The 25,955-nt window shown below is 43.0% G+C and carries 31 protein-coding genes and 2 pseudogenes; 13 read left to right on the top strand and 20 right to left on the bottom strand.

Going from position 1 to position 25,955, the window contains the following annotated elements; all coding sequences use genetic code 11:
• Nucleotides 1-7: 7 nt before the first annotated feature.
• From ACRQ5D_RS07880 to ACRQ5D_RS07865, 4 genes are all read right to left on the bottom strand, one after another.
• Entirely contained in the window at nucleotides 8-943 is a 936-nt protein-coding gene (locus tag ACRQ5D_RS07880) for an alpha-E domain-containing protein (protein ID WP_090532596.1), read from the bottom strand.
• Nucleotides 944-1,038: 95 nt separating this feature from the next.
• Nucleotides 1,039-2,487, bottom strand: coding sequence for a circularly permuted type 2 ATP-grasp protein (locus ACRQ5D_RS07875; RefSeq protein WP_090532594.1), 1,449 nt, complete (start codon nucleotides 2,485-2,487; stop codon nucleotides 1,039-1,041).
• A 198-nt stretch (nucleotides 2,488-2,685) separates the two neighbouring features.
• A complete protein-coding gene (locus tag ACRQ5D_RS07870) occupies nucleotides 2,686-3,060 on the bottom strand; it encodes a helix-turn-helix domain-containing protein (RefSeq protein WP_431199362.1) in 375 nt (124 codons plus the stop codon).
• Between the two features lie 23 nt (nucleotides 3,061-3,083).
• Complete coding sequence (locus tag ACRQ5D_RS07865) at nucleotides 3,084-3,542, bottom strand: AraC family ligand binding domain-containing protein (protein ID WP_431199361.1); 459 nt, start codon at nucleotides 3,540-3,542, stop codon at nucleotides 3,084-3,086.
• A gap of 89 nt (nucleotides 3,543-3,631) precedes the next feature.
• On the opposite strand from ACRQ5D_RS07865, the gene ACRQ5D_RS07860 reads away from it, so the two are divergent.
• Together ACRQ5D_RS07860 and ACRQ5D_RS07855 are read left to right on the top strand one after the other, a co-directional pair.
• Nucleotides 3,632-3,832, top strand: a complete 201-nt coding sequence (locus ACRQ5D_RS07860; RefSeq protein WP_431199360.1) for a hypothetical protein — start codon at nucleotides 3,632-3,634, stop codon at nucleotides 3,830-3,832.
• A 2-nt stretch (nucleotides 3,833-3,834) separates the two neighbouring features.
• The gene (locus ACRQ5D_RS07855; RefSeq protein ID WP_431199359.1) at nucleotides 3,835-4,638 is read left to right on the top strand and encodes a zinc-dependent alcohol dehydrogenase family protein; all 804 of its coding nucleotides are present in this window, start codon (nucleotides 3,835-3,837) and stop codon (nucleotides 4,636-4,638) included.
• Nucleotides 4,639-4,688: 50 nt separating this feature from the next.
• On the opposite strand, the gene ACRQ5D_RS07850 is transcribed toward ACRQ5D_RS07855, so the two are convergent.
• The 10 genes from ACRQ5D_RS07850 to ACRQ5D_RS07805 all read right to left on the bottom strand — a co-directional run bounded on the left by ACRQ5D_RS07850 (nucleotide 4,689) and on the right by ACRQ5D_RS07805 (nucleotide 11,707).
• Nucleotides 4,689-5,153, bottom strand: coding sequence for a hypothetical protein (locus tag ACRQ5D_RS07850; RefSeq protein ID WP_091169149.1), 465 nt, complete (start codon nucleotides 5,151-5,153; stop codon nucleotides 4,689-4,691).
• Nucleotides 5,154-5,204: 51 nt separating this feature from the next.
• On the bottom strand, nucleotides 5,205-5,903 hold the full coding sequence (locus tag ACRQ5D_RS07845; protein WP_091169150.1) for a hypothetical protein: 699 nt from the start codon (nucleotides 5,901-5,903) through the stop codon (nucleotides 5,205-5,207).
• 60 nt (nucleotides 5,904-5,963) lie between these two features.
• The gene (locus tag ACRQ5D_RS07840) at nucleotides 5,964-6,344 is read right to left on the bottom strand and encodes a VOC family protein (RefSeq protein ID WP_176844483.1); all 381 of its coding nucleotides are present in this window, start codon (nucleotides 6,342-6,344) and stop codon (nucleotides 5,964-5,966) included.
• 59 nt (nucleotides 6,345-6,403) lie between these two features.
• Nucleotides 6,404-7,093, bottom strand: coding sequence for a helix-turn-helix domain-containing protein (locus tag ACRQ5D_RS07835; RefSeq protein WP_432328629.1), 690 nt, complete (start codon nucleotides 7,091-7,093; stop codon nucleotides 6,404-6,406).
• Nucleotides 7,050-7,211, bottom strand: a complete 162-nt coding sequence (locus tag ACRQ5D_RS07830; RefSeq protein WP_432328628.1) for a DUF6597 domain-containing transcriptional factor — start codon at nucleotides 7,209-7,211, stop codon at nucleotides 7,050-7,052. Before ACRQ5D_RS07830 ends, ACRQ5D_RS07835 begins: the two co-directional genes overlap by 44 nt.
• Before the next feature lie 127 nt (nucleotides 7,212-7,338).
• Nucleotides 7,339-7,641: a hypothetical protein gene (locus ACRQ5D_RS07825; protein WP_091169160.1), complete on the bottom strand. Its 303-nt coding sequence runs from the start codon at nucleotides 7,639-7,641 to the stop codon at nucleotides 7,339-7,341.
• Between the two features lie 38 nt (nucleotides 7,642-7,679).
• Entirely contained in the window at nucleotides 7,680-7,946 is a 267-nt protein-coding gene (locus ACRQ5D_RS07820) for a Txe/YoeB family addiction module toxin (protein WP_091169163.1), read from the bottom strand.
• A complete protein-coding gene (locus tag ACRQ5D_RS07815; RefSeq protein WP_432328627.1) occupies nucleotides 7,934-8,095 on the bottom strand; it encodes a hypothetical protein in 162 nt (53 codons plus the stop codon). The genes ACRQ5D_RS07820 and ACRQ5D_RS07815 overlap by 13 nt, the downstream gene beginning before the upstream one ends.
• Before the next feature lie 176 nt (nucleotides 8,096-8,271).
• Complete coding sequence (locus ACRQ5D_RS07810) at nucleotides 8,272-10,089, bottom strand: serine hydrolase domain-containing protein (RefSeq protein ID WP_091169167.1); 1,818 nt, start codon at nucleotides 10,087-10,089, stop codon at nucleotides 8,272-8,274.
• Complete coding sequence (locus ACRQ5D_RS07805; protein ID WP_091169169.1) at nucleotides 10,076-11,707, bottom strand: amidohydrolase; 1,632 nt, start codon at nucleotides 11,705-11,707, stop codon at nucleotides 10,076-10,078. Before ACRQ5D_RS07805 ends, ACRQ5D_RS07810 begins: the two co-directional genes overlap by 14 nt.
• Nucleotides 11,708-11,833: 126 nt before the next feature.
• Here ACRQ5D_RS07805 and mutL point away from each other — a divergent pair.
• The 3 genes and pseudogenes from mutL to ACRQ5D_RS07790 all read left to right on the top strand — a co-directional run bounded on the left by mutL (nucleotide 11,834) and on the right by ACRQ5D_RS07790 (nucleotide 15,341).
• Nucleotides 11,834-13,692: pseudogene (gene mutL, locus ACRQ5D_RS07800) on the top strand (DNA mismatch repair endonuclease MutL).
• A gap of 188 nt (nucleotides 13,693-13,880) precedes the next feature.
• Nucleotides 13,881-14,435 (top strand): rhomboid family intramembrane serine protease, encoded by a 555-nt coding sequence (locus ACRQ5D_RS07795; RefSeq protein ID WP_432328626.1) that lies wholly within the window; start codon nucleotides 13,881-13,883, stop codon nucleotides 14,433-14,435.
• A gap of 33 nt (nucleotides 14,436-14,468) precedes the next feature.
• Complete coding sequence (locus ACRQ5D_RS07790; RefSeq protein WP_091169178.1) at nucleotides 14,469-15,341, top strand: rhomboid family protein; 873 nt, start codon at nucleotides 14,469-14,471, stop codon at nucleotides 15,339-15,341.
• A gap of 138 nt (nucleotides 15,342-15,479) precedes the next feature.
• Here ACRQ5D_RS07790 and ACRQ5D_RS07785 read toward each other — a convergent pair whose 3' ends face one another.
• Complete coding sequence (locus ACRQ5D_RS07785) at nucleotides 15,480-15,677, bottom strand: hypothetical protein (protein ID WP_432328625.1); 198 nt, start codon at nucleotides 15,675-15,677, stop codon at nucleotides 15,480-15,482.
• Between ACRQ5D_RS07785 and ACRQ5D_RS07780 the strand changes: the two genes are divergently transcribed.
• The 3 genes from ACRQ5D_RS07780 to cysS all read left to right on the top strand — a co-directional run bounded on the left by ACRQ5D_RS07780 (nucleotide 15,672) and on the right by cysS (nucleotide 18,001).
• Nucleotides 15,672-16,136: an endonuclease/exonuclease/phosphatase family protein gene (locus ACRQ5D_RS07780; protein ID WP_432328624.1), complete on the top strand. Its 465-nt coding sequence runs from the start codon at nucleotides 15,672-15,674 to the stop codon at nucleotides 16,134-16,136. The two genes, ACRQ5D_RS07785 and ACRQ5D_RS07780, sit on opposite strands and share 6 nt — an antisense overlap.
• Before the next feature lie 5 nt (nucleotides 16,137-16,141).
• On the top strand, nucleotides 16,142-16,447 hold the full coding sequence (locus ACRQ5D_RS07775; protein ID WP_432328623.1) for an endonuclease/exonuclease/phosphatase family protein: 306 nt from the start codon (nucleotides 16,142-16,144) through the stop codon (nucleotides 16,445-16,447).
• Between the two features lie 87 nt (nucleotides 16,448-16,534).
• The gene (cysS, locus tag ACRQ5D_RS07770; RefSeq protein ID WP_091169185.1) at nucleotides 16,535-18,001 is read left to right on the top strand and encodes a cysteine--tRNA ligase; all 1,467 of its coding nucleotides are present in this window, start codon (nucleotides 16,535-16,537) and stop codon (nucleotides 17,999-18,001) included.
• 15 nt (nucleotides 18,002-18,016) lie between these two features.
• Here the strand turns inward: cysS and ACRQ5D_RS07765 are convergent, their stop codons facing one another.
• Nucleotides 18,017-18,691, bottom strand: a complete 675-nt coding sequence (locus tag ACRQ5D_RS07765; protein WP_091169189.1) for a hypothetical protein — start codon at nucleotides 18,689-18,691, stop codon at nucleotides 18,017-18,019.
• Nucleotides 18,692-18,968: 277 nt separating this feature from the next.
• Here ACRQ5D_RS07765 and ACRQ5D_RS07760 point away from each other — a divergent pair, with 277 nt between their 5' ends.
• Entirely contained in the window at nucleotides 18,969-19,832 is an 864-nt protein-coding gene (locus tag ACRQ5D_RS07760) for a hypothetical protein (RefSeq protein ID WP_091169192.1), read from the top strand.
• A 130-nt stretch (nucleotides 19,833-19,962) separates the two neighbouring features.
• Here the strand turns inward: ACRQ5D_RS07760 and ACRQ5D_RS07755 are convergent, their stop codons facing one another.
• From ACRQ5D_RS07755 to ACRQ5D_RS07745, 3 genes are read right to left on the bottom strand one after another with little or no spacing between them, the layout of a single operon-like run.
• Entirely contained in the window at nucleotides 19,963-20,925 is a 963-nt protein-coding gene (locus tag ACRQ5D_RS07755) for an AAA family ATPase (RefSeq protein ID WP_091169195.1), read from the bottom strand.
• A gap of 4 nt (nucleotides 20,926-20,929) precedes the next feature.
• The gene (locus tag ACRQ5D_RS07750; RefSeq protein ID WP_431200967.1) at nucleotides 20,930-21,703 is read right to left on the bottom strand and encodes a peptidylprolyl isomerase; all 774 of its coding nucleotides are present in this window, start codon (nucleotides 21,701-21,703) and stop codon (nucleotides 20,930-20,932) included.
• Nucleotides 21,622-22,398 (bottom strand): hypothetical protein, encoded by a 777-nt coding sequence (locus ACRQ5D_RS07745; protein ID WP_431199353.1) that lies wholly within the window; start codon nucleotides 22,396-22,398, stop codon nucleotides 21,622-21,624. Before ACRQ5D_RS07745 ends, ACRQ5D_RS07750 begins: the two co-directional genes overlap by 82 nt.
• 178 nt (nucleotides 22,399-22,576) lie before the next feature.
• On the opposite strand from ACRQ5D_RS07745, the gene ACRQ5D_RS07740 reads away from it, so the two are divergent.
• The 4 genes and pseudogenes from ACRQ5D_RS07740 to ACRQ5D_RS07725 all read left to right on the top strand — a co-directional run bounded on the left by ACRQ5D_RS07740 (nucleotide 22,577) and on the right by ACRQ5D_RS07725 (nucleotide 24,653).
• Nucleotides 22,577-23,170, top strand: a complete 594-nt coding sequence (locus ACRQ5D_RS07740; RefSeq protein WP_143020784.1) for a hypothetical protein — start codon at nucleotides 22,577-22,579, stop codon at nucleotides 23,168-23,170.
• Nucleotides 23,171-23,192: 22 nt separating this feature from the next.
• A pseudogene (locus ACRQ5D_RS07735) lies at nucleotides 23,193-23,776 on the top strand (non-canonical purine NTP diphosphatase).
• A gap of 176 nt (nucleotides 23,777-23,952) precedes the next feature.
• Entirely contained in the window at nucleotides 23,953-24,120 is a 168-nt protein-coding gene (locus tag ACRQ5D_RS07730; protein WP_167516291.1) for a hypothetical protein, read from the top strand.
• Between the two features lie 50 nt (nucleotides 24,121-24,170).
• The gene (locus tag ACRQ5D_RS07725; RefSeq protein ID WP_091169207.1) at nucleotides 24,171-24,653 is read left to right on the top strand and encodes a hypothetical protein; all 483 of its coding nucleotides are present in this window, start codon (nucleotides 24,171-24,173) and stop codon (nucleotides 24,651-24,653) included.
• Nucleotides 24,654-24,804: 151 nt separating this feature from the next.
• Here the strand turns inward: ACRQ5D_RS07725 and ACRQ5D_RS07720 are convergent, their stop codons facing one another.
• A complete protein-coding gene (locus ACRQ5D_RS07720) occupies nucleotides 24,805-25,938 on the bottom strand; it encodes a lactonase family protein (RefSeq protein ID WP_091169211.1) in 1,134 nt (377 codons plus the stop codon).
• Nucleotides 25,939-25,955 lie beyond the last annotated feature (17 nt).

The raw sequence follows: 25,955 nt of genomic DNA, 5'->3' as shown, positions 1-25,955 counted from the left end.
ATTGTGATCATGAATTAGCAAAGTAATGTTGGTTTAATGAATTGCCTATGCCGTATAGCTCACTCCTGATCTGGGTGAGGAACAAGTGCAAGCCCTCCTGTTTGATACTTTTTACCGAACTATACTTTATGCGGCTTTGCAACCGGCCTATCTGAAACGACATTTCCCTGTAGTCATCGGCATTGCTGTCATTCTTCAATCTGTCGAAATAACGCTGAATATTATTTACCGAATAAATAACCGAGCGCGGAAAATCGTTGTTCAGTACAACCTGTTCCAAAACGTTTTCGGCCTCAAAACCTTCTCGGTATGTTTTTAAATACAGCTCGTAGCCACCCAATGAAAGCAGCAGGTGTTTCCAGTAAGTGGTATCAGTAAGCAGATCGGGGTTATCACTTATCGAGCTGAATTTAGTATCCAAAATATCAACCGACTGGATGGCCCGCTCCAGGTATTTGCCAATGTTCATAAAGGCACGGCCTTCGCCGCGCTCCATAGTGATCTCCACCGTGCCGTAATAAAGCATTACTTGTTTTATCAGCACGTCCAGTACCCCTATCGGGTCTTCCCGGTGCAGGGCGCGTTCCAGTCGCGGATCTTTTACGGTGTGGTAATATTCATTCAGGCATTGCCAAAGGTCTTTGGTGATGTGCTCCTGTACACCGCGGGCGTTTTCTCGTGCCAGTGTAATGATGTTGAGTATGGAATTAGGATTGTTTTTCCCGGTAACCATATACTTTAAAACCGACCGGCTGTCGTTGTCCAGCTTTTCGGCTTCGCCGGCGTTTAGTCCTGCAAAAATCCTCATTACGGGCTCCCAGGTAAATTCCTGCACCGTATCCTGCGATGAGGCATAATTAATTTTGAGCATCCGCAGCATACCATCGCTGCGCTCAATGTAACGGCTTAACCAATAAAAACTTGCTGCAACCCTGCTTAACATATGATCTGAATTTCGGAATTAGGATGTTCAATTTCGGATTTACTTAGCTCCGCATCCTTCTTATTTTTTATTTTGATTTAAAAGCCTTTTACCTTTCAGGCTAACACCCACGTGTCCTTACTGCCGCCACCCTGCGAACTGTTTACCACCAGTGAACCTTCTTTTAACGCCACACGGGTTAGGCCGCCGGGGACTATCTCAATGCCATCGGGGCCGTACAGCGCGTATGGCCTTAAATCAACCCTGCGTGGCTTTAGTTCGCCCTGCATGTAACATGGCGCCGCCGAAAGGCTGATGGTTGGCTGTGCTATGAAGTTACGTGGATCTTTCAGGATTTCCTTTTTATATTCATCTATTTCCTGCTCGCTTGCTGCATGCCCCATCAGCATCCCGTAACCGCCGCTGCCATTGGTTTTTTTAACCACCATTTTATTGAGGTTTTTAAATACCATTTCGCGTTCATCCGGATTGCCTAACTGGTGTGTTGGCACGTTTTTGAGTATGGGTTCTTCGTTTAGATAATAGCGGATCATATCGGGCACATAGGCATAAACTGCCTTATCGTCGGCGACGCCTGTGCCTGTAGCATTTACTATGGCTACATTGCCTTTACGGTAAGCTCCCATAAGGCCTGCTACTCCAAGCATACTTGCCGGGTTAAATACCAGGGGATCGAGAAATTCATCGTCCACCCGGCGGTAGATCACGTCAACCTGTTGCAGCCCGGTGGTGGTTTTCATGTACACTTTATGGTTGTTCACTACCAGGTCGCGTCCTTCTACCAATTCAACCCCCATCAGGCGGGCCAGCGTGGTATGCTCAAAATAGGCCGAATTATAAATACCCGGCGTAAGTAAAACAATAGTTGGGTTATGGATCTGCCGGGGTGAAAGCGCCAGCAGGTTTTTATATAGTATTGACGGATATTCGGTAACGCTGCGCACACTGCATTGAGGTAGCAGGTCGGGAAACAAGCGTTTGGTGATCTCCCTGTTCTCGAGCATATAACTTACGCCCGATGGGGTGCGCAGGTTATCTTCAAGCACGTAAAAAGTGCCGTCTTCATCACGGATAAGGTCGATGCCCGAAATATGTACATAAATATCATAAGGCACCTGGAGCTGGTACATCTCGCGCAGAAAGTGCGGACACGAATAAATAATATCAATAGGTACTATGCCGTCCTTTACAATAAACTGATTGTGGTATATATCCTTCAGAAACAAATTAAGCGCATTAAGGCGCTGCTTAATGCCTCGCTCAACAAAAGCCCATTCATCGGCAGTGATGATACGGGGGATAATATCAAAAGGAAAGATCTTTTCAATGCCTTCGCCGCTGTTATAAACGGTAAAGGTGATGCCCTGGCTCATGAAAAGGCGCTTGGCAAGCTCCTCCTTTTTGTTCAGGTCGTCGGCCGATTCCTTCGAAATGTAGTCTATAACTTTACGGTAATGCTCCCGAACATTAGCATCCAAGCCATACATTTCGTCCCAAACATTATCAATTGGGCTGTATTTGTCAAAATAAGCTGATTCTTCCATGAAAAAATTACAATAAATTAAAAATTGACAATCAGTTATCTTTCAGAATTGTAATTTATGAAGTGTTTTTGATAAAAAAGCAAATTATTTTGAAATTTTTGAAGATATTTTAATCAAATTTTCAATTCATGGTGATTTTTAAAATATAATTCTTGTGTTTGTCGGGTCGTTAATGTAAAAATGACCGCCTTTAACGTATTAAACAAGGGCATTCAATTCTCCTCCCGCTTTCCTAAAATCCGAAGGGTTCATACTTCTGTATTTTTTAAAAATGCGGTTCAGGTGGCTTTCATCATTAAAACCAAGCTCGTTGGCAATTTCAACCATACGCATGTTGCTGTGCAGTAAACGGTTCTCAATCAGCTTCAGTTTGTAATTGATGATATACTGCTGCATACTTTCGCCGGTATGTTTTTTAAAATACTGGCCAAGGTAGTTTTCAGAGATTCCCGCTTTATCGGCTATGACTTTAGCTTTTAGTTTTTCGGGGAAGTAGATGTTGGCCTGGATGTATTGCAGGATATCAAGCGTTTTTTCTTCGGTGTTCTCACTAACTTCATCGGGCATGCTCATAGCCACATTACGGGCGGCGATTACTATAACCGTATTGATATATTGCTGCAGGAGCGCTTTACTGTAAAGCCCTTTTTTTCTTTTTCACTGATGATGGCCTGCATAATGGGTTTTACAACGGCTTTGTCTTCATCGGTTTTTAATATGCATCCCGGTGCCTGGCCTGCGTTTTTTAGCAGAAAATTGAGATGCTCGGCTGTTTCGCTGCTAAGGCCGCGATCTTTAATGTAAAGTGGGTTGAAACGGATAAACAGGAACTGTGTTTCGGTTAGTATCTCAAAATAATGTGAATCATTAGGTGTAAGTAAAAACAGGTGACCGGGTTTATAGGTAAACTTGCTTTTGTTTATGCACTGCTTTCCGGTGCCGCTTATGATATAAATAAACTCGAAAAAGCTGTGTGAGTGTTCGCTGCGGGGACAGGCGCTGAGTGGTTCGCGCAAAACAACTTCAAAAGGCTGGTATAAATTATCTTTTACCATAGTGTAAATGTACAAATGTTACGAGGGATTGTACAAGGAATATGGCTGCCTCCTTGTATAATTTTGTATTGTAATTAAACAACAACACAATGGAAACTCAAAATACAACAATGCAGGCCCTTATCGCTCCTGAAGCAAATGCGCCTTTCACAATAACCGCAGTTGACCGCCCAATTGCCTCCAAAGGCCAGGTACTGGTGCGTATTATAGCCAGCGGCGTCAGCGTATTGGACAATAAGATCCGTACCGGTAAAGGGGGCATGCCAGGCAGCCCTTACCTGCAATTTTAGGGATGGACTTTGCCGGCATAGTTGAAGCAGTTGGTGCTGATGTAAATACTTTTAAACCTGGCGATGAAGTGTATGGCCTTGCAGGTGGTATTGGTGGGCTACAGGGTACTTACTCGGAATATGCTGCCTTTGATGCAGACCTGCTTGCTATTAAAACATCTCACTTAAGTTTCAGACAGGCGGCTTCGATGCCGCTTAACTTTATCACTGCCTGGGAGGGCCTTGTAGACAGGGCAAATGTACATGAGGGACAAAAAGTGCTGGTACATGGTGGTGCCGGAGGCGTTGGCCATTTAGCGGTTCAGGTAGCGAAAGCCTTTGGTGCGGACGTATATGCTACCGGCAGCGCGGCCCAACAGCAATATATTGAAAGCATTGGCGCTACTTTTATCGATTACCGCGCCACAACAGTTGACGAATATGTGAACAATTATACTAACGGCGAAGGGTTTGACATTGTATATGATACCCTGGGCGGAGCCACTTTAGATGCATCATTTAATGCGGTACGTTATTATACCGGTCATGTGGTAAGCTGCCTGGGTTGGGGTGAGCATAAGCTGGCGCCCTTATCATTCAGGGGAGCTACATATTCCGGAGTGTTTACTTTGATGCCGATGCTCACCGGTAGAGGGCGCAAACATCATGGTGAAATTATGCAGGAGGCTACAAAGCTTGTTGAAGCCGGCAAAATTGTTCCGCTGGTAGATGAGCGTACATTTACATTGGCTACGGCCAATCAAGCCCACGAGATATTAGAGAATGGTAAGGCGAACGGTAAGTTGGTGATTGATGTTGCTGAGTGAGGTGGTTCGCCCTTAAATAAGATGACCGCTCAGTTTTCAAAGCCCGGTATTTAAAACGGCCTGAATAACGGGCGGCTGATCAGCGGCGAAAACGACCAGGGGATGGAACTTAAAATAACCAGCAGGGCAATGGTTAGCCAAATGGCCGTGGTTTTAAATTTGTCCTTATCAAGTGTTTTTCGTTTGGCTTTTGATGAGGCAATGGTAATCAGCGTAATGCCGATCAGCATCATGGTAACGTGCTCCATGCCAAAAAACCTGATCTGCCGCTCGTGCACCGCCTCTTTAAAATGGCTGATGAAATAATTGGCTATCGGGCTGATGAAATACAGCCAGAGCCCAATAGTTAGCTGGATATGGGCAATGTTGGTGGTAATAACCCGTAAGCGGTCGTCAAATTTTGAATAACTTTTGTTAGTAAGCCATCCGCTGTAGGCGCGATAAAGGGCAAAAAGCAAGCTGGCCAAAACAAACCAGCGCGTAAGGGAGTGTAATGCTAAAATAAAAGCGTACATATATTATATGTATGACGATCGGCAAAGGAAAAGATTTTATCCGAAATAAAATTATTTCGATGCCGATCCCCTTATATAAATTTCACCGGGTTTATCAGTTGAGTGCCTTCCGGCAATAGGGCCTTTGCGGGCTTCAGGCACCAGCATCCATATATTGATCGTTACATCTGGCGACCCATCTTTATTCTTTTTCCAGGTTAGGTTTATTTCGTTGATGTCCTGCGCCGAAATGAGCATACTTTCATCGTCAACAAAATAGCCGTCAACAGCAAATCTCACTTTACCACTTACTCCAAATCTCCTTTTTATATCGTCACAGGTATTTGTTTCAATTTTCACTCCTTTTTTAAGGGTTATCGTTATTATACCAAACCTGCTTAGGTTGGCAAGGTTTGCCGGAGCGTCCTTTTCTTTAAAAATTGTCAACCAGGCAACATCATTTGGATTTATATGGCCGAGACCGGCAATGATTTTGAAGTTAACAATGATTGATGGCTGCCATTCCTTTGCATCAGGTAAATGCCTGTATAAGGAATCGCCGGGAGACTTGGGTTGGTAGCTTTTATATGTAGTTGTGTCTTTAAACGAGGGGCTTTGATTGGGGTTTAACAAAGCTTTGCCGGTATCTGGCTTTGCCTGCAAAGGTTGAGCTGATTTGCTTTGCGGCGGTGGCGTTTGAGGTAGGGCTGCCTGGGCAAAAGCGGTAATTCCATAAAATAAACACACTAAAACAGCCAAGAGATTTTTCATGTTGTGATTTTACGGATAAGATGCAGGCGCTGTGTAATTTCCATAAATTATTCAAATTATTTATAACGGGTTAGTAATCCACCATGTATTTCCGAACGGATCTTTTACCCCTGCACTCCTGCCGTATGGTTGATCGGCCGGCGGCATAATGCTTTCGGCTCCGCTATCAATGGCCTTCTGGTAAGTTTCGTCACAGTTTTCTACATATACAAACATACCTGCATTTTGCTGTTGATATGTATCGGTACAATCGGCAAACATGATGGTGCTGCCATTGATGTTAACCTCGGCGTGCATAATGGTGTGTTCATCGCGCATGGTTTTAAACTGTTCAGTCGCACCAAAAACCTTTTGGGTAAACCCGATAAACTGAGCGCCGTTTTTAACAATGAGATAAGGCATAACAGCCTGGTAATTTTCGGGAATGTTTATTGTTGCCATAATTTGTTTTTTCTCAAAATTAGCTGTCCCCCTGTTCTCAAAATTGTAAAAACCGGACATTATGTGTTCCGGTATTCAGTTCCCTCAGCCTTGCCTGAAAAATAAAAGCCCGGATGATAGCCAGTAAACTCCTTCACGTCATGAATAAAGTGCGATTGGTCATAATACCCGCATTCCAGCGCTATCTGCGTTAATGTTTTATCCGTATTGTATTGCCTTAACGCATCCTGGAGGCGCGTGAGCCGCATATAGGTTTTGGGGCTAAAGCCCGCGGACTCCTTAAATCTACGGTCAAACTGCCGTGCCGATAAATTATAGGCATCAGCCAGTTGAGCAACCGTTCTGTATTGTTTATTATGGATCACATTCCTGATCGCTACCGCTATGCGATCGTCTTTTAACACATTTTGACGTAACCGGGCTATTAAAAATGCAGACAGGATCTCTGCCCGTTTATAGTTATTTCCGGCTAACATGATTTGCTCTTCCAGCTCCCGGCCGGGCCGGCTTAAAAATGTGTCGAAATCAAATGCGAGGTTACTGGTTTGGCTGCTGGGGATATTAAAAAAATAAGGCACGGCAAAAGGATAAATATAGGCGCCAAAAATGCCAAAGCTTTCGGTTGTTATAAACCTGCGGTATTGTGTAGTTTGAAATTGAATGCCTGATAAGCTTGGGCTTTGCTCATTCTTCTCCTTCAATTCATTAAACGACGAGACGGTAGTGAAATACCAATTCGGCACAGGCATCAGCAACAGAACGATAAATATATGACGAATGATCCGGCGCCAGCTCATGCTCCAAAACCCAGTAAAATCTTACATAAGGTTTAAGCTCGGCCGGTGGCTGGATAGTGAAATAGCGCATCGTTCTGATTTGGGATTTCGGATGTTCGATTTCGGGATTAAATAAATTTAGGATTTTTATTTAAAAGAAAACCATCCGCCAGTTTAGTTATTATTCCTTCACTATTTGAAAAATGTTCAATCCGTCCTCAATCACCTATAATTATAAAACCCTCCTGAACCTCTTTAAAACGAGCGAGCACCCGGCTTAATATTGCACGCTTACTCAGAATACTATTGTTTAATGTTAACAAAAATCTCTGAATCAGTGATATCATAAGCCAGATATGATTTGCATATATCCGCGTTGTCCCATAAGGATCAATTGTTACCCCTGTTGTCTTTTTTAAACTGGACAATACCGGCTCTAAAGTTTCAATGTCCGTTTCATCTAACTCAAATAGTTTTTGACTGAGGTGGATATCATTTATATCATAAAAATCCAGAGGCATTTTATTTCAGGATAACTTTTCTCCCAAGATGTGGGATATTATTTCGTATAATGAAACCTAAGTGAGTAAACAGTTACAATATGGTCTTCTACTTTGTAAACAATACGATGTTCCTGGTTAATGCGTCTTGACCATGCACCCGAAAGGTTGTGTTTTAGTGCTTCAGGTTTACCTATACCTTTGAACGGATCAATTTGTATTGCCTGGATCAATTGACGAATCCGTTTAAGGATAATGATATTTCCGCTCTTCTTCCAGTATTCGAGATCAGTCAGCGCTTCGTCAGTAAAATTTATAGTTTCCATATATCATCAAGGTTAAGTTTGGTGACTTTACCTTGATGCTCTTGCTCAATTGATTTTTGCAGATGCTGAGCATTTGCTTCTGAAGAAAGCAAGTAAGCAGTATCATCCGTTATTTCACTCGTTTTATAATCAACATGCAGGGCATCCAAAAAATCCGGATTGCAGTTTCCTGATCTGCATCTGCAGGATGTATGGTTAATGTTGTCATATATCAAATATACCCGTTTTTATTTCAACCGTCAAATCTGTCTAAAATACAACCCGATACAGCCCCTGCAAATAATGAGGCAAATCCGAAATCAAAATCCCTAATTCCGAAATTCTCTTACAACCCTTTCGTTATCGCTTCGTAAACCACATCCTGGATCCTCGGCCTGATATTAAGGCTGCCCAATTTACTGGCCACCGAGGGGTTCACCCTGTTTGACAGGAATACATATACCAGGTTATATTTAGGATCAACCCAGATACAGGTGCCTGTAAAACCGGTATGTCCAAAAGCCTGATCTGACGCCAGTTTTGAAGGATAGTGTCTTTCGGCTATCGGGTCCCAGCGGTCAAAACCCAGTCCGCGGCGGCTCACCGGCGATTGTTTGGAGGTGAACAGGTCAACAACCTCCGGCTTAAAATATTGGGCACCGCCATAACTCCCCTTGTTTAAAACCATCTGGTATAATATGGCCACATCATTGGCACTGCCAAATAAACCGGCATGCCCGGCAACGCCACCCAAAAGCGCTGCTGTTGGGTCATGTACATATCCATCCAGTAATGACATGCGGTACTCCTTATCATTTTCGGTAGGGATTATCCTGTCGGGCGTAAAGCGGTATAAGGGTAAGAAGCCTGCAGTTTGCATTCCCAGCGGAGTATAAAAATGCTGCTGTACATAAATGTTGAGCGGCACAGCAGTAATGTTTTCAACAACCTCCTGCATAAATAGCATGCTTACATCACTATATACGTACTGCCCCCTTGTTTTCAGCGGCGAATTCAGCATATCGGGCAGCATTACATCTTTATAATAGTCTTTGCGCAGGTAATAATGATCAGATACTTTTGTGGGGTAAGCAGCAGACGAATCGGTACTGTGATCAGTTGGCTTTACCTTTTCAAATGACTGGATATCGGGGATCAGGCCCGCCTGGTGCAACAGCACTTCGCGGATCCGGATGTCGTTTTTATTGCTTTTACGGGCAAGAGGGATATAATCGCCAAGAGTTTTCTCCAGGCTTAGTTTACCCTGGTCGGTAAGCTGCATGGTTTCCATAGTAGTTGCCGATACTTTGGTCATAGAAGCAAGGTCAAAAATATCGGTCAGCTTGTCTGGGATCACATTATCATAGGTGTGATAACCGTAAGCTTTATTAAATATCACCTTACCATCTTTAGCAACCAATACCACACAGCCGGGAGTGGCATGCTCGCGAATGGCTTCCTGCGCTATTTTATCAATACCCTGCAGGTTCGCTGCATTGATGCCGGCCTCTTCCGGTACGGTGTACTGAAGACGGGTTTTATCGGTAATAAAACCCATCCCGGTTTTATACACAGCGCTATAGTTTTTTGTTAATTTTTGCGAAATGCCTATGCCTCCAAATATGGCCTCGGCACTGTACATGGCCGATACTTGAGATACCCGCTCTGTCCAAACTATCGGGGCGGTAACCACATCAAGCTTGCTTAGTACTGAGCCGTTTCCAAAGGCAGCGACAATTACATTCTTATTTTTTTGGTTAGAGCTGATAAAGTCGATCAAATCCGGGTTACCCAGATCGGCATCATTTACCTGTACTATGATAGTGTTGTAAAACTTCAGATCGGAGGTAAGGTTGGCCAGCGTTTTATTACCTGAATAGGCTGCGCCATCAAACAGATCAACCTTGTTATATTTATTTAACAGGCTGTCAAAAACAGTAGCATACTGGTTACTAAAATGCACACTGGCAATTTTCAAATCCTCCAGCTTTTGCAGGGGGACTAAATAAGAGGCATTGTTAAGCAGCACGGTTGAGCTCCCAACCAATCTTTCTTCGGCAATGAAGGCCTGCCCTGTTAATGGCGGGTTTTGCGCGCAAGCGGTATTAAATAATGCAAACCCTAATAGTACTAAAGGAACACGGCCCCATTTATTTTTTATCATATACTTTAACTCCGTTTATATAGGTTTGGGTCACTTTGGTTGCCGGGATCTCGCTGCCTTTTACTTTCATAATATCTTTATCCAGTATCACAAAGTCGGCGTATTTACCGGGTTCAATGCTGCCTTTTTCTTTTTCTTCAAAATTGGCTTTGGCTGCCCAAATGGTCATTCCCTTTAATGCTTCAATCCGGGTCAGGGCGTTTTCAGGTTGAAAACCACCTTCCGGGAAACCTTTCAAATCTTTGCGCTCAACCGCTGCATAGAACGTATAAAGCGGATTAATGTTCTCAACCGGGAAATCGGTACCCAAAGGGATCCAGCCGTTTTGCTTTAACAATTGTTTATAGGCATAAGCCGTTTTAAGCCGTTCGGGGCCCAGTCTTTTACCGGCCCAGTACATATCCGATGTCGCGTGCGTAGGCTGTACCGATGGGACAATACTGTATTGGCCAAACATGTCCAGGTCTTGCGGCGATACTATCTGCGCATGCTCGATACGCCACCTCAGGTCGTTTTTGCCTTTTAAATTAGCCGCATAAATCTTAAGCATTACCCGCACTGCCGAATCGCCAATGGCATGGGTACACATCTGGAAACCGCGGGCCGCTATTTTTGGAGCTATTTCTTCAAAATGCTTTGGGTTACTCAACAAAAAGCCGCTCCATTTGGCCGAGTCGGCATAGGGTTTTAGCAGGCAGGCCCCTCTTGAACCGAGGGCACCATCGGCATAAACTTTAAAAGCCCTTACATTTAAACGGGGCGTTTTAATAATTCCCTTCTTAAACAGGTAGTCATAATTCTCCTGTCGGTCGGCCAGCATCACATACAGGCGCATTTTCAGGTCGCCTTTATTTTGCAGCTCGGCAATGGTGTTTACCATGGTATAAGGTAGCCCGCAATCATCAACTGTAGTTAAGCCAGCGGCAAAACAATTTTTCTGTGCCGATAGCAAGGCTGTATCTATAATAGCAGCCGTAGGTTCAGGGATTTTACGGGTAACTATACCTACCGCGTTGTCAACCAAAATACCGGTAAGTTTCCCGTTACTGGTTTCTATTTCGCCGCCATTAATGGTTTGCCCCGGTTTAACACCGGCAATGTTCAGTGCGGCCTGGTTAGCTATTGCGGCGTGCCCGTCTACACGGCTAAGGATCACCGGCCTCATCGGGAACAGCGAATCCAGCTTTGCCTTATCGGGGAAATGTTTATTTGTCCAGTCGTTTTGGTCCCAGCCATTACCAATGATCCAGCCATCGGTATTACGTTCGGAATAAGCTTTTACCGAGTCAATAATTTCGGGCCAGCTATGGGTGCCTACCAGGTTTACTTCCTGCAGGCCCATACCATATTCATAAAAATGGGCGTGGGCGTCAATAAAGCCGGGATAAACCGCGGCGCCTTGCGCGTCAACTACTTCGCGGGCGTTGTATTTTTGTTCAAGGGAATCGGCATTGCCTACTGCAAGTATCTTTCCTCCGCTTACTACAAATGCGCTTGCTGTTGTAAAATTGCTATCTACGGTGTAAACAACCGCGTTTTTTACCAGCATATCGGCATTGTATTCCTTTTGTTTGCAGGCTGCTGCCAGTAATAGCAGCGCGGGCAATAGTCTCTTCATAAAGTAATTGTATGTTTATTGTAATTGTATTAAACCACAAAAGTATATACAACTATCAAATCATAAAGTTATGCCTTCAAATATTTAATTTAGCATCGAAATAGAAATTGGAGGGAATTTTTTTAGATGTCAGACATTATTCAGCTTTTACCGGATGCCGTTGCCAACCAGATTGCCGCGGGCGAAGTAGTTCAGCGACCGGCTTCTGCGGTAAAGGAATTGGTTGAAAACGCTATTGACGCAGGTGCGGATAAGATACAGCTTATTATTAAAGATGCCGGTAAATCACTGATCCAGGTTATTGATAATGGCTGCGGCATGAGCCTTACCGACGCCCGCATGTGCTTTGAGCGTCATGCAACTTCAAAAATACGCAAGGCCGAAGATCTGTTCGCTATTCGTACCATGGGTTTCAGGGGCGAGGCCATGGCATCTATAGCGGCTATTGCCCAGGTAGAGCTGAAAACCCGCCGCCATGAAGACGAACTGGGCAGTTGTATAACTATTGAAGGCTCCGAAGTAATAAGCCAGGAACCATGTGCTGCCAACGCGGGCACATCGATATCCATAAAAAACCTGTTTTATAATACCCCTGCCCGCCGTAATTTTTTAAAGAGCAACCCGGTAGAGATGCGCCATATTATTGACGAGTTTCAACGGGTGGCCTTGGCACATCCCGAAATTTTTTCACCCTTCACCATGATAGCCAGGAAGTTTATCATTTGCCGGGCACCACACTTAAACAAAGAATAGTACACCTGTTTGGCAATAATTATAACCAGCGGCTGGTACCTGTTGAAGAAGATACAACCATTATTAAGCTGCGTGGATTTGTAGGGAAGCCCGAGTTTGCGCGCAAAACCCGTGGCGAACAGTTCTTTTTTGTAAACAATCGCTTCATCCGCGATTCGTACCTTAATCATGCTGTAACTACGGCGTTTGAAGAGCTATTGCCCGATGATTGTTTTCCGTTTTATGTGTTGTTCATCGATATCGACCCTTCAAAAATTGATATCAACGTACACCCAACCAAAACCGAGATCAAATACCAGGATGAAAAGGCTATTTATGCCATAATCCGGTCGGCAGTGAAGCGGTCATTGGGCAGATATAATATTACGCCCAGCCTGGATTTTGACCAGGAAAACAGTATCGAGCACCTGATAACCCCCAAGCCGTTTGAGGAGATCATCGCCCCTACTATTTCCTTTAATCCAAACTTTAACCCCTTTGCCGATAAAGCAGAAAAACCCAGGCAGGAGCATCCATTTTTAAGAGAGAGCGGGGGTTATAAAAAAGACCCTATTCCACAAAACTGGGATACTTTGTATGAGATCAGCAAAAAGGAAACCCTTTTTCAGCACGAGATCCACGAGGAAAAAACCATAGCGGTTGATGAGCAGGATGTAAGTAAACCAAGCGAGCGGCAACTGTTCCAGATCCATAACCGGTTTATTCTGTCGCAAATAAAATCGGGCTTTATGCTCATTAACCAGCAGGCCGCGCATGAGCGTATTTTGTACGAACGCTTTTTACAGCAGCTGCAAAATCATTCGGGGATGAGCCAGCAAAGCTTATTTCCGCAGTCGGTAACACTAAACGGTGCCGATTTTGAGTTATTGAAAGAGCTTTTGCCTGATATCCGGTCGCTGGGTTTTGATATCCGCGAATTTGGAAAAAACACCGTGGTCGTGGAGGGGATCCCGGCCGAACTGAACAACGTTGGCGAGCATGAGCTTTTAGAACATTTACTGGAAGGTTTTAAAAACAATATGGCCATCCTTAAATTAGATAAACGGGATAACCTGGCCCGGTCACTGGCCCGTAACGGCGCTATTAAATCAGGAACCAAGCTATCCCTGGAGGAAATGAACCAGCTTATCGACCAGCTTTTTGCCTGTGAATCACCTAACCAGGCATTGAATGGTAAGCCCGTAATCAGTACCTTTACGATGAACGAATTAATGGAACGATTTGAAAAATAGCCCCAGGCTAAATTATATATGAACGGATACAATCAATCGCCTTTTGCTAACCTTACACCTGTTGTTAAAAACCTGTTGATTATAAATATAATATGCTTTTTGCCATTTGTATTGTTTGGGCAATTTTATGAGGCCAAAATAGTACCATTGTTAGGCGGCTTTTATTTTAATTCGCCTTATTTCAAGCTATGGCAAATCATTACTTACATGTTCCTGCACGGGGGTGGGGCCATATTTTCTTCAACATGTTTGCCTTGTTTTCTTTTGGCCCTATTGTAGAATATGCTATCGGCTCAAAAAAGTTTTTTAACCTCTATTTTTTATGCGGAATAGGGGCAATACTGTTTCAAATTGCGGTACAGGCCATAGAGGTGCATGGTATAACCGGCAGCTTTACCATTGCCCATCCCTCACTTCAGTCATCATATGCAGAATATGGCGAAAATGCTGAAAAACTTATTGATATTTATGCGACACCGATTGTGGGGGCATCGGGAGCAATATTTGGTTTGCTGATTGCTTTTGGCATGCTGTTCCCAAATCTTGAACTGATGATATTGTTTATACCTGTGCCTATCAAGGCAAAATATATCATTCCTGTATATGTAGTGATAGAATTATTTTTAGGGGTAAAGCAATTTTCCGGAGATTCGGTGGCGCATTTTGCACACCTTGGCGGTGCGCTTATCGGGTTTTTATTAGTTAAAATTTGGCGATTACAACGGCCAAACAATTTTTATTAATAACAGTAGTTATCTTTGTAATACAGCTTTATTATGAGCACCCTTTGGCAAAATATCCACTACAAAATGCTGCGCTCCGGCAATAGGCTGAACCTGCTTATCGGCATTAATGTGATTGTTTTTTTAGCTATCAGGATACCGGCAGTAGTTGAACAATTGCTGACTCATTTTGATAACAGCTCCATTTTATTTTACGCCAATAAGTATCTGAATATGCCGGCGTACCTGCCCGATTTGCTGAAGCGTTTTTGGACGCCTTTAACCTATATGTTCATGCATGCAGGTATACTTCATATCCTGTTCAATATGCTTTGGCTTTATTGGATGGGGCAGATATTTGAAGAGTACCTTGGTAATAAACGTACTATAGGTTTATACTTAATGGGCGGCCTGGCCGGTGCTTTGTTATACCTGCTGGCCTTAAACCTGCTGCCTGCATTTACCAGTGCTAACGCTGCACAGAACAGTACTATTGTTGGTGCATCGGCCAGTGTTATGGCTATTGTTGTGGCAACAGCCACACTGTTGCCCAACTACACCATATCATTAATTTTATTTGGGCCGGTAAAATTAAAATGGCTGGTATTTGTAATCCTGGTTATTGATTTTTTGGGTATAGTTGGTGCAAACGCGGGCGGCGAAATTGCACACCTGGGTGGTGCTTTAATGGGGTTTGTGTATATTAAGCAATTACAAAAAGGCCATGATTGGGTGGGCGGAATAGCCGGGCTGTTTAAACGGAAACCCAGGTTAAAAGTGGTTTCAAATAATATGGGCAAAAACGCATCCGACTACCCGCGCCAGGAAGAAGTTGACCGTATTTTAGACAAAATATCGCAATCGGGCTATAATAGCTTAAGCAAACAGGAGCGGGAAATTTTATCGCGTGCAAGCAAACAGGAATAAATGATAAAAAAAGCAAAGTATTTTTAGCAGGGTGTTGTTATGGATAAACCTGTTTTTCTGTTTTGCTTTACTAATAGGATATTTAGCCCCCTCGGTTGATCCGCGCAAGTATTGGTTATTCGCTTTCTTCGGCCTTGCCTATCCTCCTATACTGCTGGTTAATATAATCATGATGCTGTATTGGCTGCTGCGCAAGCGCTGGCAGTTTTTATTTTCGCTGGTCAGTATTTTAATTGGCTGGGGAGTACTTAATAACAATATCGGGTTCAGATTTAAATCAAGTTTTTCGTTGCCCCCGGGCTCAACGTTGTACATGTCATGACGTACAACGTGCATAACTTTAAACATTTTGGCTTCAATAACGATATATCAACCAAGCATGAAATCCTGGAGATCATCAATAATGAGCAGCCGGATGTGATAGGGTTCCAGGAGTTTTATACCCGAAATAAAGGGCAGTATGAAACACGCGATTCGATCAACAAAATATTAGGCAGCAATAACTTTTACTTTGAACCCTTTAGTTTTAACAGCCGCGAAGCCATTGGCATGGCTATCTTTTCGAAATTCCCTATTCTATCAAGAGGGATGATCCGCCTTGCGGCCGACAGAACATCTGGCAACCAGTGCTTATATGCTGATATAAAAAAGGGGGATAAAATTTTCAGGTATTATAATATCCACCTGCAATCCATCAATTTTGACCCCGATGATTATAAATATATCGACAGCGTATCAAAAAAGGAAAAACCGACATTAAATCAACCAAGCGCCTGGGGAGCAAGCTTAAAATAGCTTTTATGAAAAGGGCCGAGCAGGTTTTTAAAGTAAAGGCGCATGCTGCCCAATGTCCATATCCTTATATTATAGCCGGTGATTTTAATGATACCCCATCGTCATTCGCGGTTAACCAAATGGCCAAAGGCTTAAACAATTCATTCCGCGAAAAGGGATCAGGCTTAGGGCGCACATATAACGGCGACTTTCCCAATTACCAGATAGATTACATTATGAGCAGCCCGCAATTCTCAGTTTTCAACTACAAGGTGATCGAGAAAAAACTTTCAGACCATTATCCTTTACGCAGCGATCTCGTACTGAATTAACATAGGTCATTGCTCTTCGTTTGTAAAAATAAACCTGAAAGCCGGCAGGCAGTAACTTAAAATTGAAAAAATCGTAAGTTTGCGCTCATGCAACAAAATTTGTTTGTTTACAACACTTTAACCCGTAAAAAAGAATTATTTAAGCCCATTAACACGCCGCATGTTGGCATGTATGTTTGCGGGCCTACTGTTTATAGTGATGTTCACTTAGGCAACTGCCGTACTTATATATCTTTCGACCTTATGTTCAGGTACCTTACAGCTATTGGCTACAAGGTGCGCTACGTGCGTAATGTGACCGATGCGGGCCACCTTGAAGGTGATGCCGGCGACGAGGGTGAAGACAAAATTGCAAAAAAGGCCAAGCTTGCACAGCTTGAGCCAATGGAGATAGTGCAAAAATACACCGTTGGCTTCAGGGATGTGATGAGGATCCTAAACAACCTGCCGCCAAGCATTGAGCCCACAGCTACCGGCCATATTATTGAGCAGATAGAAATGGTGAAGGAAATACTTGCCAGGGGCTATGCTTACGAGGTAGATGGTACCATTTATTTTGATGTTGAAAAATATAACAAAAGCCAGGATTATGGCATATTAAGCGGCCGTAATCTCGAAGATCTTTTAAATAATACCCGCACACTTGGCGGTCAGCAGGAAAAACATGGTAAGCTTGATTTTGCCCTGTGGATAAAAGCCAAACCCGAACACCTGATGAAATGGCCTTCGCCATGGGGTGTGGGCTTTCCGGGCTGGCACCTGGAATGCTCGGCCATGAGCCAGAAATACCTGGGCAGCCACTTTGACATTCATGGCGGCGGGATTGATCTTGTGCCAACGCACCATACCAATGAAATTGCCCAAAACGTAGCTTGCTGCGGTACCAACCCGGCTAATTACTGGGTGCATACCAATATGCTTACGGTAAACGGCCAAAAAATGTCGAAATCATTAGGTAACAGCTTTCTGCCGCATGAACTGTTCAGCGGTGAAAATTCGATACTAAATAAAGGCTACAGCCCCATGACGGTAAGGTTTTTCATGCTGCAGGCCCATTACCGTAGTACGCTTGATTTTGGCAACGAGGCTATGGAGGCATCCGAAAAAGGGTTTAAACGCCTTATAAACGCCTTCACCCTGCTTACCGATGGATTAAAAGCCTCTGCCACTACCGAAGTTGAAATAGCACCATTAATGGAGCGTTGCTATGCGGCTATGAACGATGATTTTAACAGCCCGGTTTTAATAGCCGAGCTTTTTGAAGCATCGCGCATTATCAATTCGGTATATGATGGTAAATTGAAAATTGATGCCGCTAACCTTGAACAGTTAACCGCGCTTATGAATTTATTTGTGGTTGATGTACTGGGTTTACAAAATGAGCAGGCGGCTAATGACGATCTGCCAAAGGTGTTAAACTTTATTGTCGATCTGCGCAGCGGTGCTAAAGCCAATAAGGATTATGCCACGTCGGATAAGATCCGTGATGGTTTATCACAGATAGGTTTCCAGCTAAAAGATAGTAAAGAAGGTACCACCTGGAGCAAAGCCTGATAACAGGCCATGATTTTAAAGTGAGTTGTAGTAGCTGAATAATTTAGCTAAGGCAGCATCGCTTTTGAAATTAACTTTGTTGGTTTTGATATACTCCTGCATTTTATCGCCCTTGTCGCTCATTGCTGCGAGGATGGTTTTTTGCGACGGCCGGACCCGGGTCATTTGGTTATTGGCAAAAAGGTAATAGCTGTTGGCCGTCATGAAGGTTTTGGTGGTTACCTGCGAAGCAAAACCCGTTGACTCAAGTACTTTTTTCTTGTAATAACGGAGCAGTTTTACCCTTCCGTCTCCCACTACCTGGTAAAAAGTTTTTGGGGTTTGATCATCCACAGCCGGGAAGCCGCTGCTAAAGTTCATATCCGTTTGGTCACTTTCTTCAAGCGCAATGCCTTTTACTGAAAAACCCTTCACCGGGTCAACAAAGGCCTGTACCGATGAATCCCGGGGGCTCTTAAATAAAAGTTCATCCGCGTAAATATTATAGTTCAATATTGCATTAGCTGTTTTGCCGTTAACGAAATAAACAGTGCCATTCAGCCAGTTATCAGTAAGGAGGGCGCTGCCTTGTATGCCATCATTGGTTTTAAGATAATATGGACGGCCGGTATAGTCAGAAAGATATTGCGCTTTTGCCTTTACACACAGCAATAAAAGTACAAATACGCAGTATAGCTTATACTTTTTCATTAAAGCAATTTATATTGATTTAAACAAAAACAGGTTAATTGGGTTATGAAGTTAAGTGTTTTTTTATTCAACTTCATTATTAAGTAAATTTAAATATTTACGCGTATTTTATATGATCAAACCCGCGCTCTGCAATTATTTGCCCATATCTTCGTTTCAGGATAAAACAAAAATAATGCAATTGTTAAATTATGCTATGCTGTATAATGCATTTTGACTATTGCGTTTCCGACTTAAAATTTATTACTAAATTGCTCCCTAAAACCCGAATATAAATATGAAGAAAATAATATTAGCTGCTACATTTATTGGTTATAGTGCTTTTGCCCTGGCGCAGGACGCTGTTAATGTAAACAAGGTAGTTAGTGTTGAACAAGCTTTTGATAAGTTAGTTGAACGTAAAGGAATAAAAGATGGTTTCCTGGCAGTTGCCGATCCAGATGGCATCATATTTAAGCCCGATGTAGTAAAGATTGTTGATTTTTATAGTAAGATTGATAAACAGGCCGGCAAGCTTAGCTGGCAGCCCAAATTTGCCCGGATCTCGGCCAATGGCGACCTGGCTTTCACCGCGGGCCCCTATGTATATCAAAACGGCAAAACTGATGATGATAAGGTGTTTGGCGATTACGTATCTATCTGGCGTACTAACGCCGATGGTAAATTAAAGTTACTCATCGACCTTGGTATCCAGCATCCTGAAGCTGAGGAAGAAGTTGTTACCGATTTTAAAGAGCCCGACCCGGCGCACCGTTCAGGCCCAAGTAAGGATCCATTCGGCGCCAAAAATGTTATTATTGGTACCGATAAAACATTTAATCATGGGTTAACATTGTCGGCTATGGCCAGCTATAAGGAGTTTTTAAGCCCCGAAGGCCGCTATTATTTCCCCGGCTTTCCGCCAATGACGGGAACCGATGTGGTGATGAAATTTATCAATAACGAAGCCATCAGCATCACTGCCGAAACTACCGATGGTGGCCGCGCCGCGAGTAATGACCTTGCTTATACCTATGGTCACGCCCGCATTACCAAAGGCAATGTTGTAGGCAACTACAATTATGTAAGGGTTTGGGAAATTGACAAAACAAAAAAATGGAATATCCTTCTTGAGATTTTCTCACCTATTGAGAATGAATAACCATTGTCTGAATCAGAATTTGCAGAATTTTAAAATTAACAGAATAAAAAAGGCCTTGTAAACTAAATTACAGGGCCTTTCTTTTGACATTCTAAAAATTCTTTAATTCTGCAAATTCTGATTCAGACAATCAAAACAACTGCTCAATAATATCAGCTGCTGATAAGCCTTCGGCTTCTGCATGATAGCTGCGCACTATACGGTGGCTTAAAATAGGTTTGGCCACTGCCTGTACATCTTCAATATCGGGCGAGTATTTACCGTTAAGTACCGCGTGGCATTTAGCACCTAATACTAAAAATTGCGATGCCCTTGGTCCTGCGCCCCAGCTTAGCAAACGGTTAATTTGTGGTGTGGCAAACTCGCTGTTTGGACGGGTTTTGGACACCAGTTTCACCGCGTACTCCATCACATTATCGGTAACCGGAATATTGCGCACCAGTTGCTGAAAATAGATGATCTGCTGGGCATTTAATATTTTATTTACTTCTGCTTTATTAGTACTGGTGGTGTTTTTAACAACCAGCAGTTCCTCTTTAAATGAAGGATAGCTGAGCGCTACGTTAAACATAAACCTGTCCAGCTGTGCTTCGGGCAGTGGATAAGTACCTTCCTGCTCAATAGGGTTTTGGGTAGCCAATACAAAAAAGGGCTGTGCAAGTTTGTGTGTTACGCCTGCTGCGGTAACCGCTTTTTCCTGCATGGCCTCAAGCAGGGCTGCCTGCGTTTTTGGCGGTGTACGGTTTATCTCATCGGCCAGGATAATGTTTGAAAAAACCGGGCCGTGGATAAATTTAAAATTGCGGTCCTCACCTAATATTTCAGAGCCAATGATGTCTGAAGGCATCAGGTCGGGCGTAAACTGGATCCTTTTAAAGTCAAGGTCAAGCACCTGCGATACCGTTTGCACCAGCAGGGTTTTTGCAAGCCCGGGCACACCAACCAATAAACAATGCCCGTTACTGAAAATAGAGATCAGCACAAATTTTATCACTTCATCTTGGCCTACTATTACTTTACCTATTTCGGCACGTATTTGCTGGTAGGCCTGTTTTAAAGCGTTTGCGGCTTCTACATCAGAGCTGTGTTGCATAAAATTATTTAGATGATGATTTGGTTTTGGTCTCCGGGATTACGGGCGATGGATTGGTATTTACCCATTTCTTCAACACATCATACGCCTGATATTCTTTATCAATTTTAATGAAAGTTTCCTTGCGCCGTTTTTCGAACCATTGAGATACCGTTCTGTTAACCTTATCATTATAGGCATACTCCTTAAGTTTAGGGAAATCCTGCTCTAAATTAGCTTTATGGGCATTTGTGGCCGATTTAAGCATCAATATTTTGTAGCTCTTTTTACCATCGGCGCCGGTAAACAGATCGGGTTTTGAAATGCTGCCGATTTTCATCGTATCGGTAATAAGCGCCACTTTAGGATCAAGTTTATCAGTAGGGATAAATGTTGAACGGCTTTGTACGTCTTCGGCATTGAGCATCATACCACCGTTGTATTTAGTGTCTTTATTGTCTGAGTAATAGGCTGCGGCGCTTGAAAAATCGACACCTACATTTTTGTCTTTTATAAGTAAGTTGTAAATACTATCGGCTTTTGCTTTCGCCCTATCCAAACTGGCCTGCGTAACAATGGGTGTAATGAGAATATGCCTTACGTGAACCTGTTCGCCGCGGCGCTCAATCACCTGTAAAAAGTGGAACCCAAAATCCGTTTCAAACACCGGGGAAATTTCACCGGCTTTTAACTTGAAGGCGTTTGCGGTAAATTCCTTCACAAAAGTAGTACGGTCGGCAAAACCAAGGTCGCCTCCTTCGGGCGCAGAACCCGGATCCTGCGAATAAAGCCTGGCCAGTGTACCAAAGTCTTCGCCTTTTTTACACGCTGCCTTAACTCTTCGGCCTTAGCTTTATAAAGGTCTTTTTCTTCTTTTGTTAACTTAGGCTGAAAAACAATCTCACCAACTTCAACTTCTTTATTAAATGAAGGCAAGCTGTCCTTAGGGATTCCATCGTAATATTTTTTAACATCCTGAGGGGTAACATTCAGCTTCTCGGTAATGTGCTGCTGCATTTTTTGAGCAACCATCTGCTCTTTCAGGTCGGGCCTGATCTCATCTTTGTACTGGATAACCGAACGGCCTAAAAATGCTTCCAGTTTTTCCTGCCCGCCCGCGCGCTGCGTCATTTCACGCATACGGCGGTCAACGTTGGCATCAACATCTTCTTCCTTTACTTCAATACTATCAATTGCGGCTTGCTGGGCAAGCAGTTTTTGGGTTAACAAAGTTTGTAAAATACGGGCTTTAACGGATGGATCAGGTTGGTTTCCCTGCACCAGGAAGTTAGCGTACGACAGTTCAATGTCTGATAGCAGTATCGGGCTGTTACCAACTACCGCTGCAATTTTATCAAGCGTTTTGCCGGATGTGGGGGCAATAACCGAATCGGCTTTAACCAGTTTTTTTGCTGCTGTATCTGATGCTACCTGTGCCTTTGCAAATGTTATTGTTAAAATAAAACTTAGTACTAATACTCCTAACTTTCTCATGTAACGCTGTTATACTAAATAAAACGGGATAGTTAACCCGTTAAAAACTACGAATTTCGGTAAAATTTATTAATTATAACCGAACAAATATTTTCTGCAAAACCAACCGGCTATAATTGTGCTAATATGCCTATAAAGCTTGAAACCGTTTAACTACTTTTGGTTAAAATTTGTTAAAGTGAAAGTTGAGAACCCCGCCGCGTTTCGTTTTTTGTTAGAGGATGAACTTTACCTGCTCAATGCAGATAAACTGTTATATGATAAAATTACTGAATCCGAACTTCCTGCGGCAGTACCACTATCTCCTGTAACTGAAAATGCCAAACCGGCGCCGGTAACCATTGTTCCATCTTTAACTCCTGAACCTCAGGTAGTAATAAAAACGCCGGTTGATGAATTTAAGTATTTGGGTAAAAACTTAAAGAACTTTTTGGTGCTAACATGGTATAAAAATGCCGGGTTTATAATGGCCGAACATTTAACCGCCCTTGAAAACATCTTGAAGCGTAAAGAACTTAACCCCGACGACGTGGCGATATTCAATCTGGCAAATTACAGTGAAACCAAATTCAGTCAGTTAAAAACATTTTTTAAACCAACCAAGGTACTTGTTTTGGGCGGGGATGCTCTGCCACAGGACATAAAGGTGCTTAAACCTAATAAACCGGTAACCTCAAACGGGATCACTGTGCTTTACAGTTATTCATTTGATGAAATGATGGATAATGTGGATTACAAAAAAACCTTTTGGGAGTTGGTTAAAACATTATAAATAAAACACGCCAATAAGATATATGCAGCAATTAGTTTTTGCTACCAATAACCGCCATAAGCTTGATGAGGTTTCGGCCAAGCTCAATGGCGCTATCCAATTACTAACCCTGAACGATATTGGTTGTCATGATGATATTGAGGAAACAGGTACAACTTTTAAAGCTAATGCTTCCATCAAAAGTCACCATGTGTATGCCGAATATAAGCTTAACTGCTTTGGCGATGACAGCGGGCTGGAAATTGACGCCCTGAACGGAGAGCCGGGCGTATACTCGGCCAGGTATGCTGGCGCCCATGGCAATCATGCAGCAAACATCAGTAAAGTGCTCGATAATTTGAAAGGCGAAACTAACCGTAAAGCTCGCTTTCGCACGGTAATTTCATTGATATGGAACGGCGAGGAGTATTTTTTGAAGGCACTGTTGAAGGTAGCATCCGGCAGGAGTTAAGCGGGAGCGGCGGTTTTGGTTACGACCCCATTTTTGAGCCCGAAGGATACGACATTACCTTTGCCGAGATGAGCATGGAAGAAAAAAATGCCATCAGTCACCGGGCAAAAGCTATGGAACGCTTGATCGCTTTTTTAAATAAAGCCGGTGAATGACCGCTTTAAAGCATCAGCCTCAATTTTAAGCTTAGCACTTTACCATACGGAAGTTTACCGGTTGTGAGGGTTTTTTCTGTTTGGTAAAACGTTAAACTAAGCTTATTCGATATTCGTGGCATAAACGAAACCTTGCCGGCATATCCCCCGTAAAATAGAGCTATAAGGAATAACCTATGAACATTATTAAGCAAATCGGTAAAATTTTATCGGAAAGGGATACTAACCCTAAGTTTATTAATAGCCTTAAAAAAGTGCGGGAAGCCGACCAGATTGCCGAATCAATCAGTAAAAGGCTAATTGAATTAGAAAAACGCGCCCGCCAGCAAGCGGTGAATTTATAATTACATACTTTGGCAGGATTTATGCTATTTATGCATAAAAATATACTGTCATGAAAAAGTTAATTCAGACCTCAATCGCAATCTTTTCACTTGTTTTGGTCATTTCGGCCTGCTCGTCAACCAAAAGCACAACTACGTCTAATGTATCGCGCGGTAAATTTGTTGGTACCTGGACCTGCAATAATGTAAGTTATGACGGCCTTGTACAAAATGCAGTACAGAGCGTATTTGATCAGGCTCCACCCGAAGCCTTTGTTGGCAGCACATGGAAGCTCACCAACAGCGGTAATGGTATCTACACTTTAACCAACGGAACATCGCAAACCATTTTCTGGTCGGTTTATAACGGTGGTACAACCGGTACCCAATTCCAGTTCAAAAAACTTTATGAAGGGGATAAAGCCAAAAACGTATCAGAAGGATATCGTTTGGATATTGCCAGTAACGATGGCTCAACCATGACCCTGAAATCGCCCGTTACTGTAGGCAACAGTACCGGATATATAGTTTATTCGTTTACTAAAAACCCTTAATTGAGGATAAATGTAAAAGGCGAAAGGTTAAAGGTTTCCTTTCCAGCTGATAAAACGAAAAAGGCGAAGTTCGGAATATCTCAAACTTCGCCTTTTTCATTTTCAGCGCGAGGCCAAACCTTTCACCTTTTACCTTTATCCTTTCACCTTCTTACTCGGCTGGTGCAAATTTTAAGCATACCGGGTTGCCAATATCAACTCTGATACCTGTTTGGGCAAGTTTGCCGGTGTTTTGATCTATTTTGAATACCCACATGTTATCGCTGTTCTGGTTAGCTACTATCAGGAAATTACCTGTTGGGTCGATAGCAAAATCGCGTGGGTTTTTGCCATAGGTGGACTGGCGCGCTACAAAAGTAAGCAAACCTGTTTCCTGGTTAACAGCATAAATATTGATCTCGTTGGTTTCCAAACGGTTTGAAGCATACAGAAAACGGCCATCGGGCGACAGGTGGATAGCTGCACCTGCAGTTTGGCCGGTAAAGCCATCTGGCAGCATGGTAATGGATTGTTTTTGTTTTAGCTTACCATTATTGTAATCAAACGCAATTACGTTCGATCCCATTTCGGTTACCAGGTAAACAGTCTTTTTATCGGCCGAAAATTCCAGGTGCCTTGGGCCTTCTCCTGCGGTAACACTTACAAAGGCTGGTGTAGCGGGTACAATACGGGGCTCTTTTGAAGGACGGTAGCGGTAAACATTTATTTTATCGGTGCCAAGGTCATTATACAATACATATTTTTCATCGGGTGTAAGGACCGCCATATGCGCGTGAGCAGATTCCTGCCTTTCCTTGTTTATGCTATGGCCATCATCATGTACCGTTTGAATTCCGTTAGCTATAGAACCATCTTTATTTAAAGGCATTACCGCAACGTTGCCGCTTGAGTAGTTAGCTATGATCAGGTTCTTTTGTGCTTTATCAACAGAGATGTGACATGGATCGGCGCCCAGTGTTGATTGCTTGTTGATAAAAGTCATTTTGCCTGTTTTGGGCTCAAATGAAAATGCGCTCACCTCGCCTTTAGGCAGTTCGTTAACCGCGTAAATAAATTTATTATTGGCGCTTAACGTTAAATACGACGGATTATTTACGCCATCAATTTCACTGAGATAAGCCAGTTTGCCGGTTTCGGCATAAAAACGGTATACCACAATACCTTTACTTTTGCCGGTGGTATAAGTACCAACCACCAGGTCGAAAGTTTTAGGCCCTGTTTTTTTATTTTGTGCAAATGTTAGCGCCGGTGAAAGCATAGCTATGATCAAAAGAAATTTCTTCATGGGTGATTATATAAGGT

This window comes from Mucilaginibacter sp. P25, assembly GCF_050859465.1.
GTDB lineage: Bacteria > Bacteroidota > Bacteroidia > Sphingobacteriales > Sphingobacteriaceae > Mucilaginibacter > Mucilaginibacter gossypii.
The sequence above is the reverse complement of the archived record's forward strand: the minus strand, read 5'-3'. Positions and strand labels throughout refer to the sequence as shown.

Coding starts and splice junctions, on each gene's coding strand:
- ACRQ5D_RS07880 (WP_090532596.1), bottom strand. CDS start 943: ATGTTAAGCAGGGTTGCAGCAAGTTTTTATTGGTTAAGCCGTTACATT.
- ACRQ5D_RS07875 (WP_090532594.1), bottom strand. CDS start 2,487: ATGGAAGAATCAGCTTATTTTGACAAATACAGCCCAATTGATAATGTT.
- ACRQ5D_RS07870 (WP_431199362.1), bottom strand. CDS start 3,060: ATGAGCATGCCCGATGAAGTTAGTGAGAACACCGAAGAAAAAACGCTT.
- ACRQ5D_RS07865 (WP_431199361.1), bottom strand. CDS start 3,542: ATGGTAAAAGATAATTTATACCAGCCTTTTGAAGTTGTTTTGCGCGAA.
- ACRQ5D_RS07860 (WP_431199360.1), top strand. CDS start 3,632: ATGGAAACTCAAAATACAACAATGCAGGCCCTTATCGCTCCTGAAGCA.
- ACRQ5D_RS07855 (WP_431199359.1), top strand. CDS start 3,835: ATGGACTTTGCCGGCATAGTTGAAGCAGTTGGTGCTGATGTAAATACT.
- ACRQ5D_RS07850 (WP_091169149.1), bottom strand. CDS start 5,153: ATGTACGCTTTTATTTTAGCATTACACTCCCTTACGCGCTGGTTTGTT.
- ACRQ5D_RS07845 (WP_091169150.1), bottom strand. CDS start 5,903: ATGAAAAATCTCTTGGCTGTTTTAGTGTGTTTATTTTATGGAATTACC.
- ACRQ5D_RS07840 (WP_176844483.1), bottom strand. CDS start 6,344: ATGGCAACAATAAACATTCCCGAAAATTACCAGGCTGTTATGCCTTAT.
- ACRQ5D_RS07835 (WP_432328629.1), bottom strand. CDS start 7,093: ATGCCTGTGCCGAATTGGTATTTCACTACCGTCTCGTCGTTTAATGAA.
- ACRQ5D_RS07830 (WP_432328628.1), bottom strand. CDS start 7,211: ATGCGCTATTTCACTATCCAGCCACCGGCCGAGCTTAAACCTTATGTA.
- ACRQ5D_RS07825 (WP_091169160.1), bottom strand. CDS start 7,641: ATGCCTCTGGATTTTTATGATATAAATGATATCCACCTCAGTCAAAAA.
- ACRQ5D_RS07820 (WP_091169163.1), bottom strand. CDS start 7,946: ATGGAAACTATAAATTTTACTGACGAAGCGCTGACTGATCTCGAATAC.
- ACRQ5D_RS07810 (WP_091169167.1), bottom strand. CDS start 10,089: ATGATAAAAAATAAATGGGGCCGTGTTCCTTTAGTACTATTAGGGTTT.
- ACRQ5D_RS07805 (WP_091169169.1), bottom strand. CDS start 11,707: ATGAAGAGACTATTGCCCGCGCTGCTATTACTGGCAGCAGCCTGCAAA.
- ACRQ5D_RS07795 (WP_432328626.1), top strand. CDS start 13,881: ATGGCAAATCATTACTTACATGTTCCTGCACGGGGGTGGGGCCATATT.
- ACRQ5D_RS07790 (WP_091169178.1), top strand. CDS start 14,469: ATGAGCACCCTTTGGCAAAATATCCACTACAAAATGCTGCGCTCCGGC.
- ACRQ5D_RS07785 (WP_432328625.1), bottom strand. CDS start 15,677: ATGCACGTTGTACGTCATGACATGTACAACGTTGAGCCCGGGGGCAAC.
- ACRQ5D_RS07775 (WP_432328623.1), top strand. CDS start 16,142: ATGAAAAGGGCCGAGCAGGTTTTTAAAGTAAAGGCGCATGCTGCCCAA.
- cysS (WP_091169185.1), top strand. CDS start 16,535: ATGCAACAAAATTTGTTTGTTTACAACACTTTAACCCGTAAAAAAGAA.
- ACRQ5D_RS07765 (WP_091169189.1), bottom strand. CDS start 18,691: ATGAAAAAGTATAAGCTATACTGCGTATTTGTACTTTTATTGCTGTGT.
- ACRQ5D_RS07760 (WP_091169192.1), top strand. CDS start 18,969: ATGAAGAAAATAATATTAGCTGCTACATTTATTGGTTATAGTGCTTTT.
- ACRQ5D_RS07755 (WP_091169195.1), bottom strand. CDS start 20,925: ATGCAACACAGCTCTGATGTAGAAGCCGCAAACGCTTTAAAACAGGCC.
- ACRQ5D_RS07745 (WP_431199353.1), bottom strand. CDS start 22,398: ATGAGAAAGTTAGGAGTATTAGTACTAAGTTTTATTTTAACAATAACA.
- ACRQ5D_RS07730 (WP_167516291.1), top strand. CDS start 23,953: ATGAACATTATTAAGCAAATCGGTAAAATTTTATCGGAAAGGGATACT.
- ACRQ5D_RS07725 (WP_091169207.1), top strand. CDS start 24,171: ATGAAAAAGTTAATTCAGACCTCAATCGCAATCTTTTCACTTGTTTTG.
- ACRQ5D_RS07720 (WP_091169211.1), bottom strand. CDS start 25,938: ATGAAGAAATTTCTTTTGATCATAGCTATGCTTTCACCGGCGCTAACA.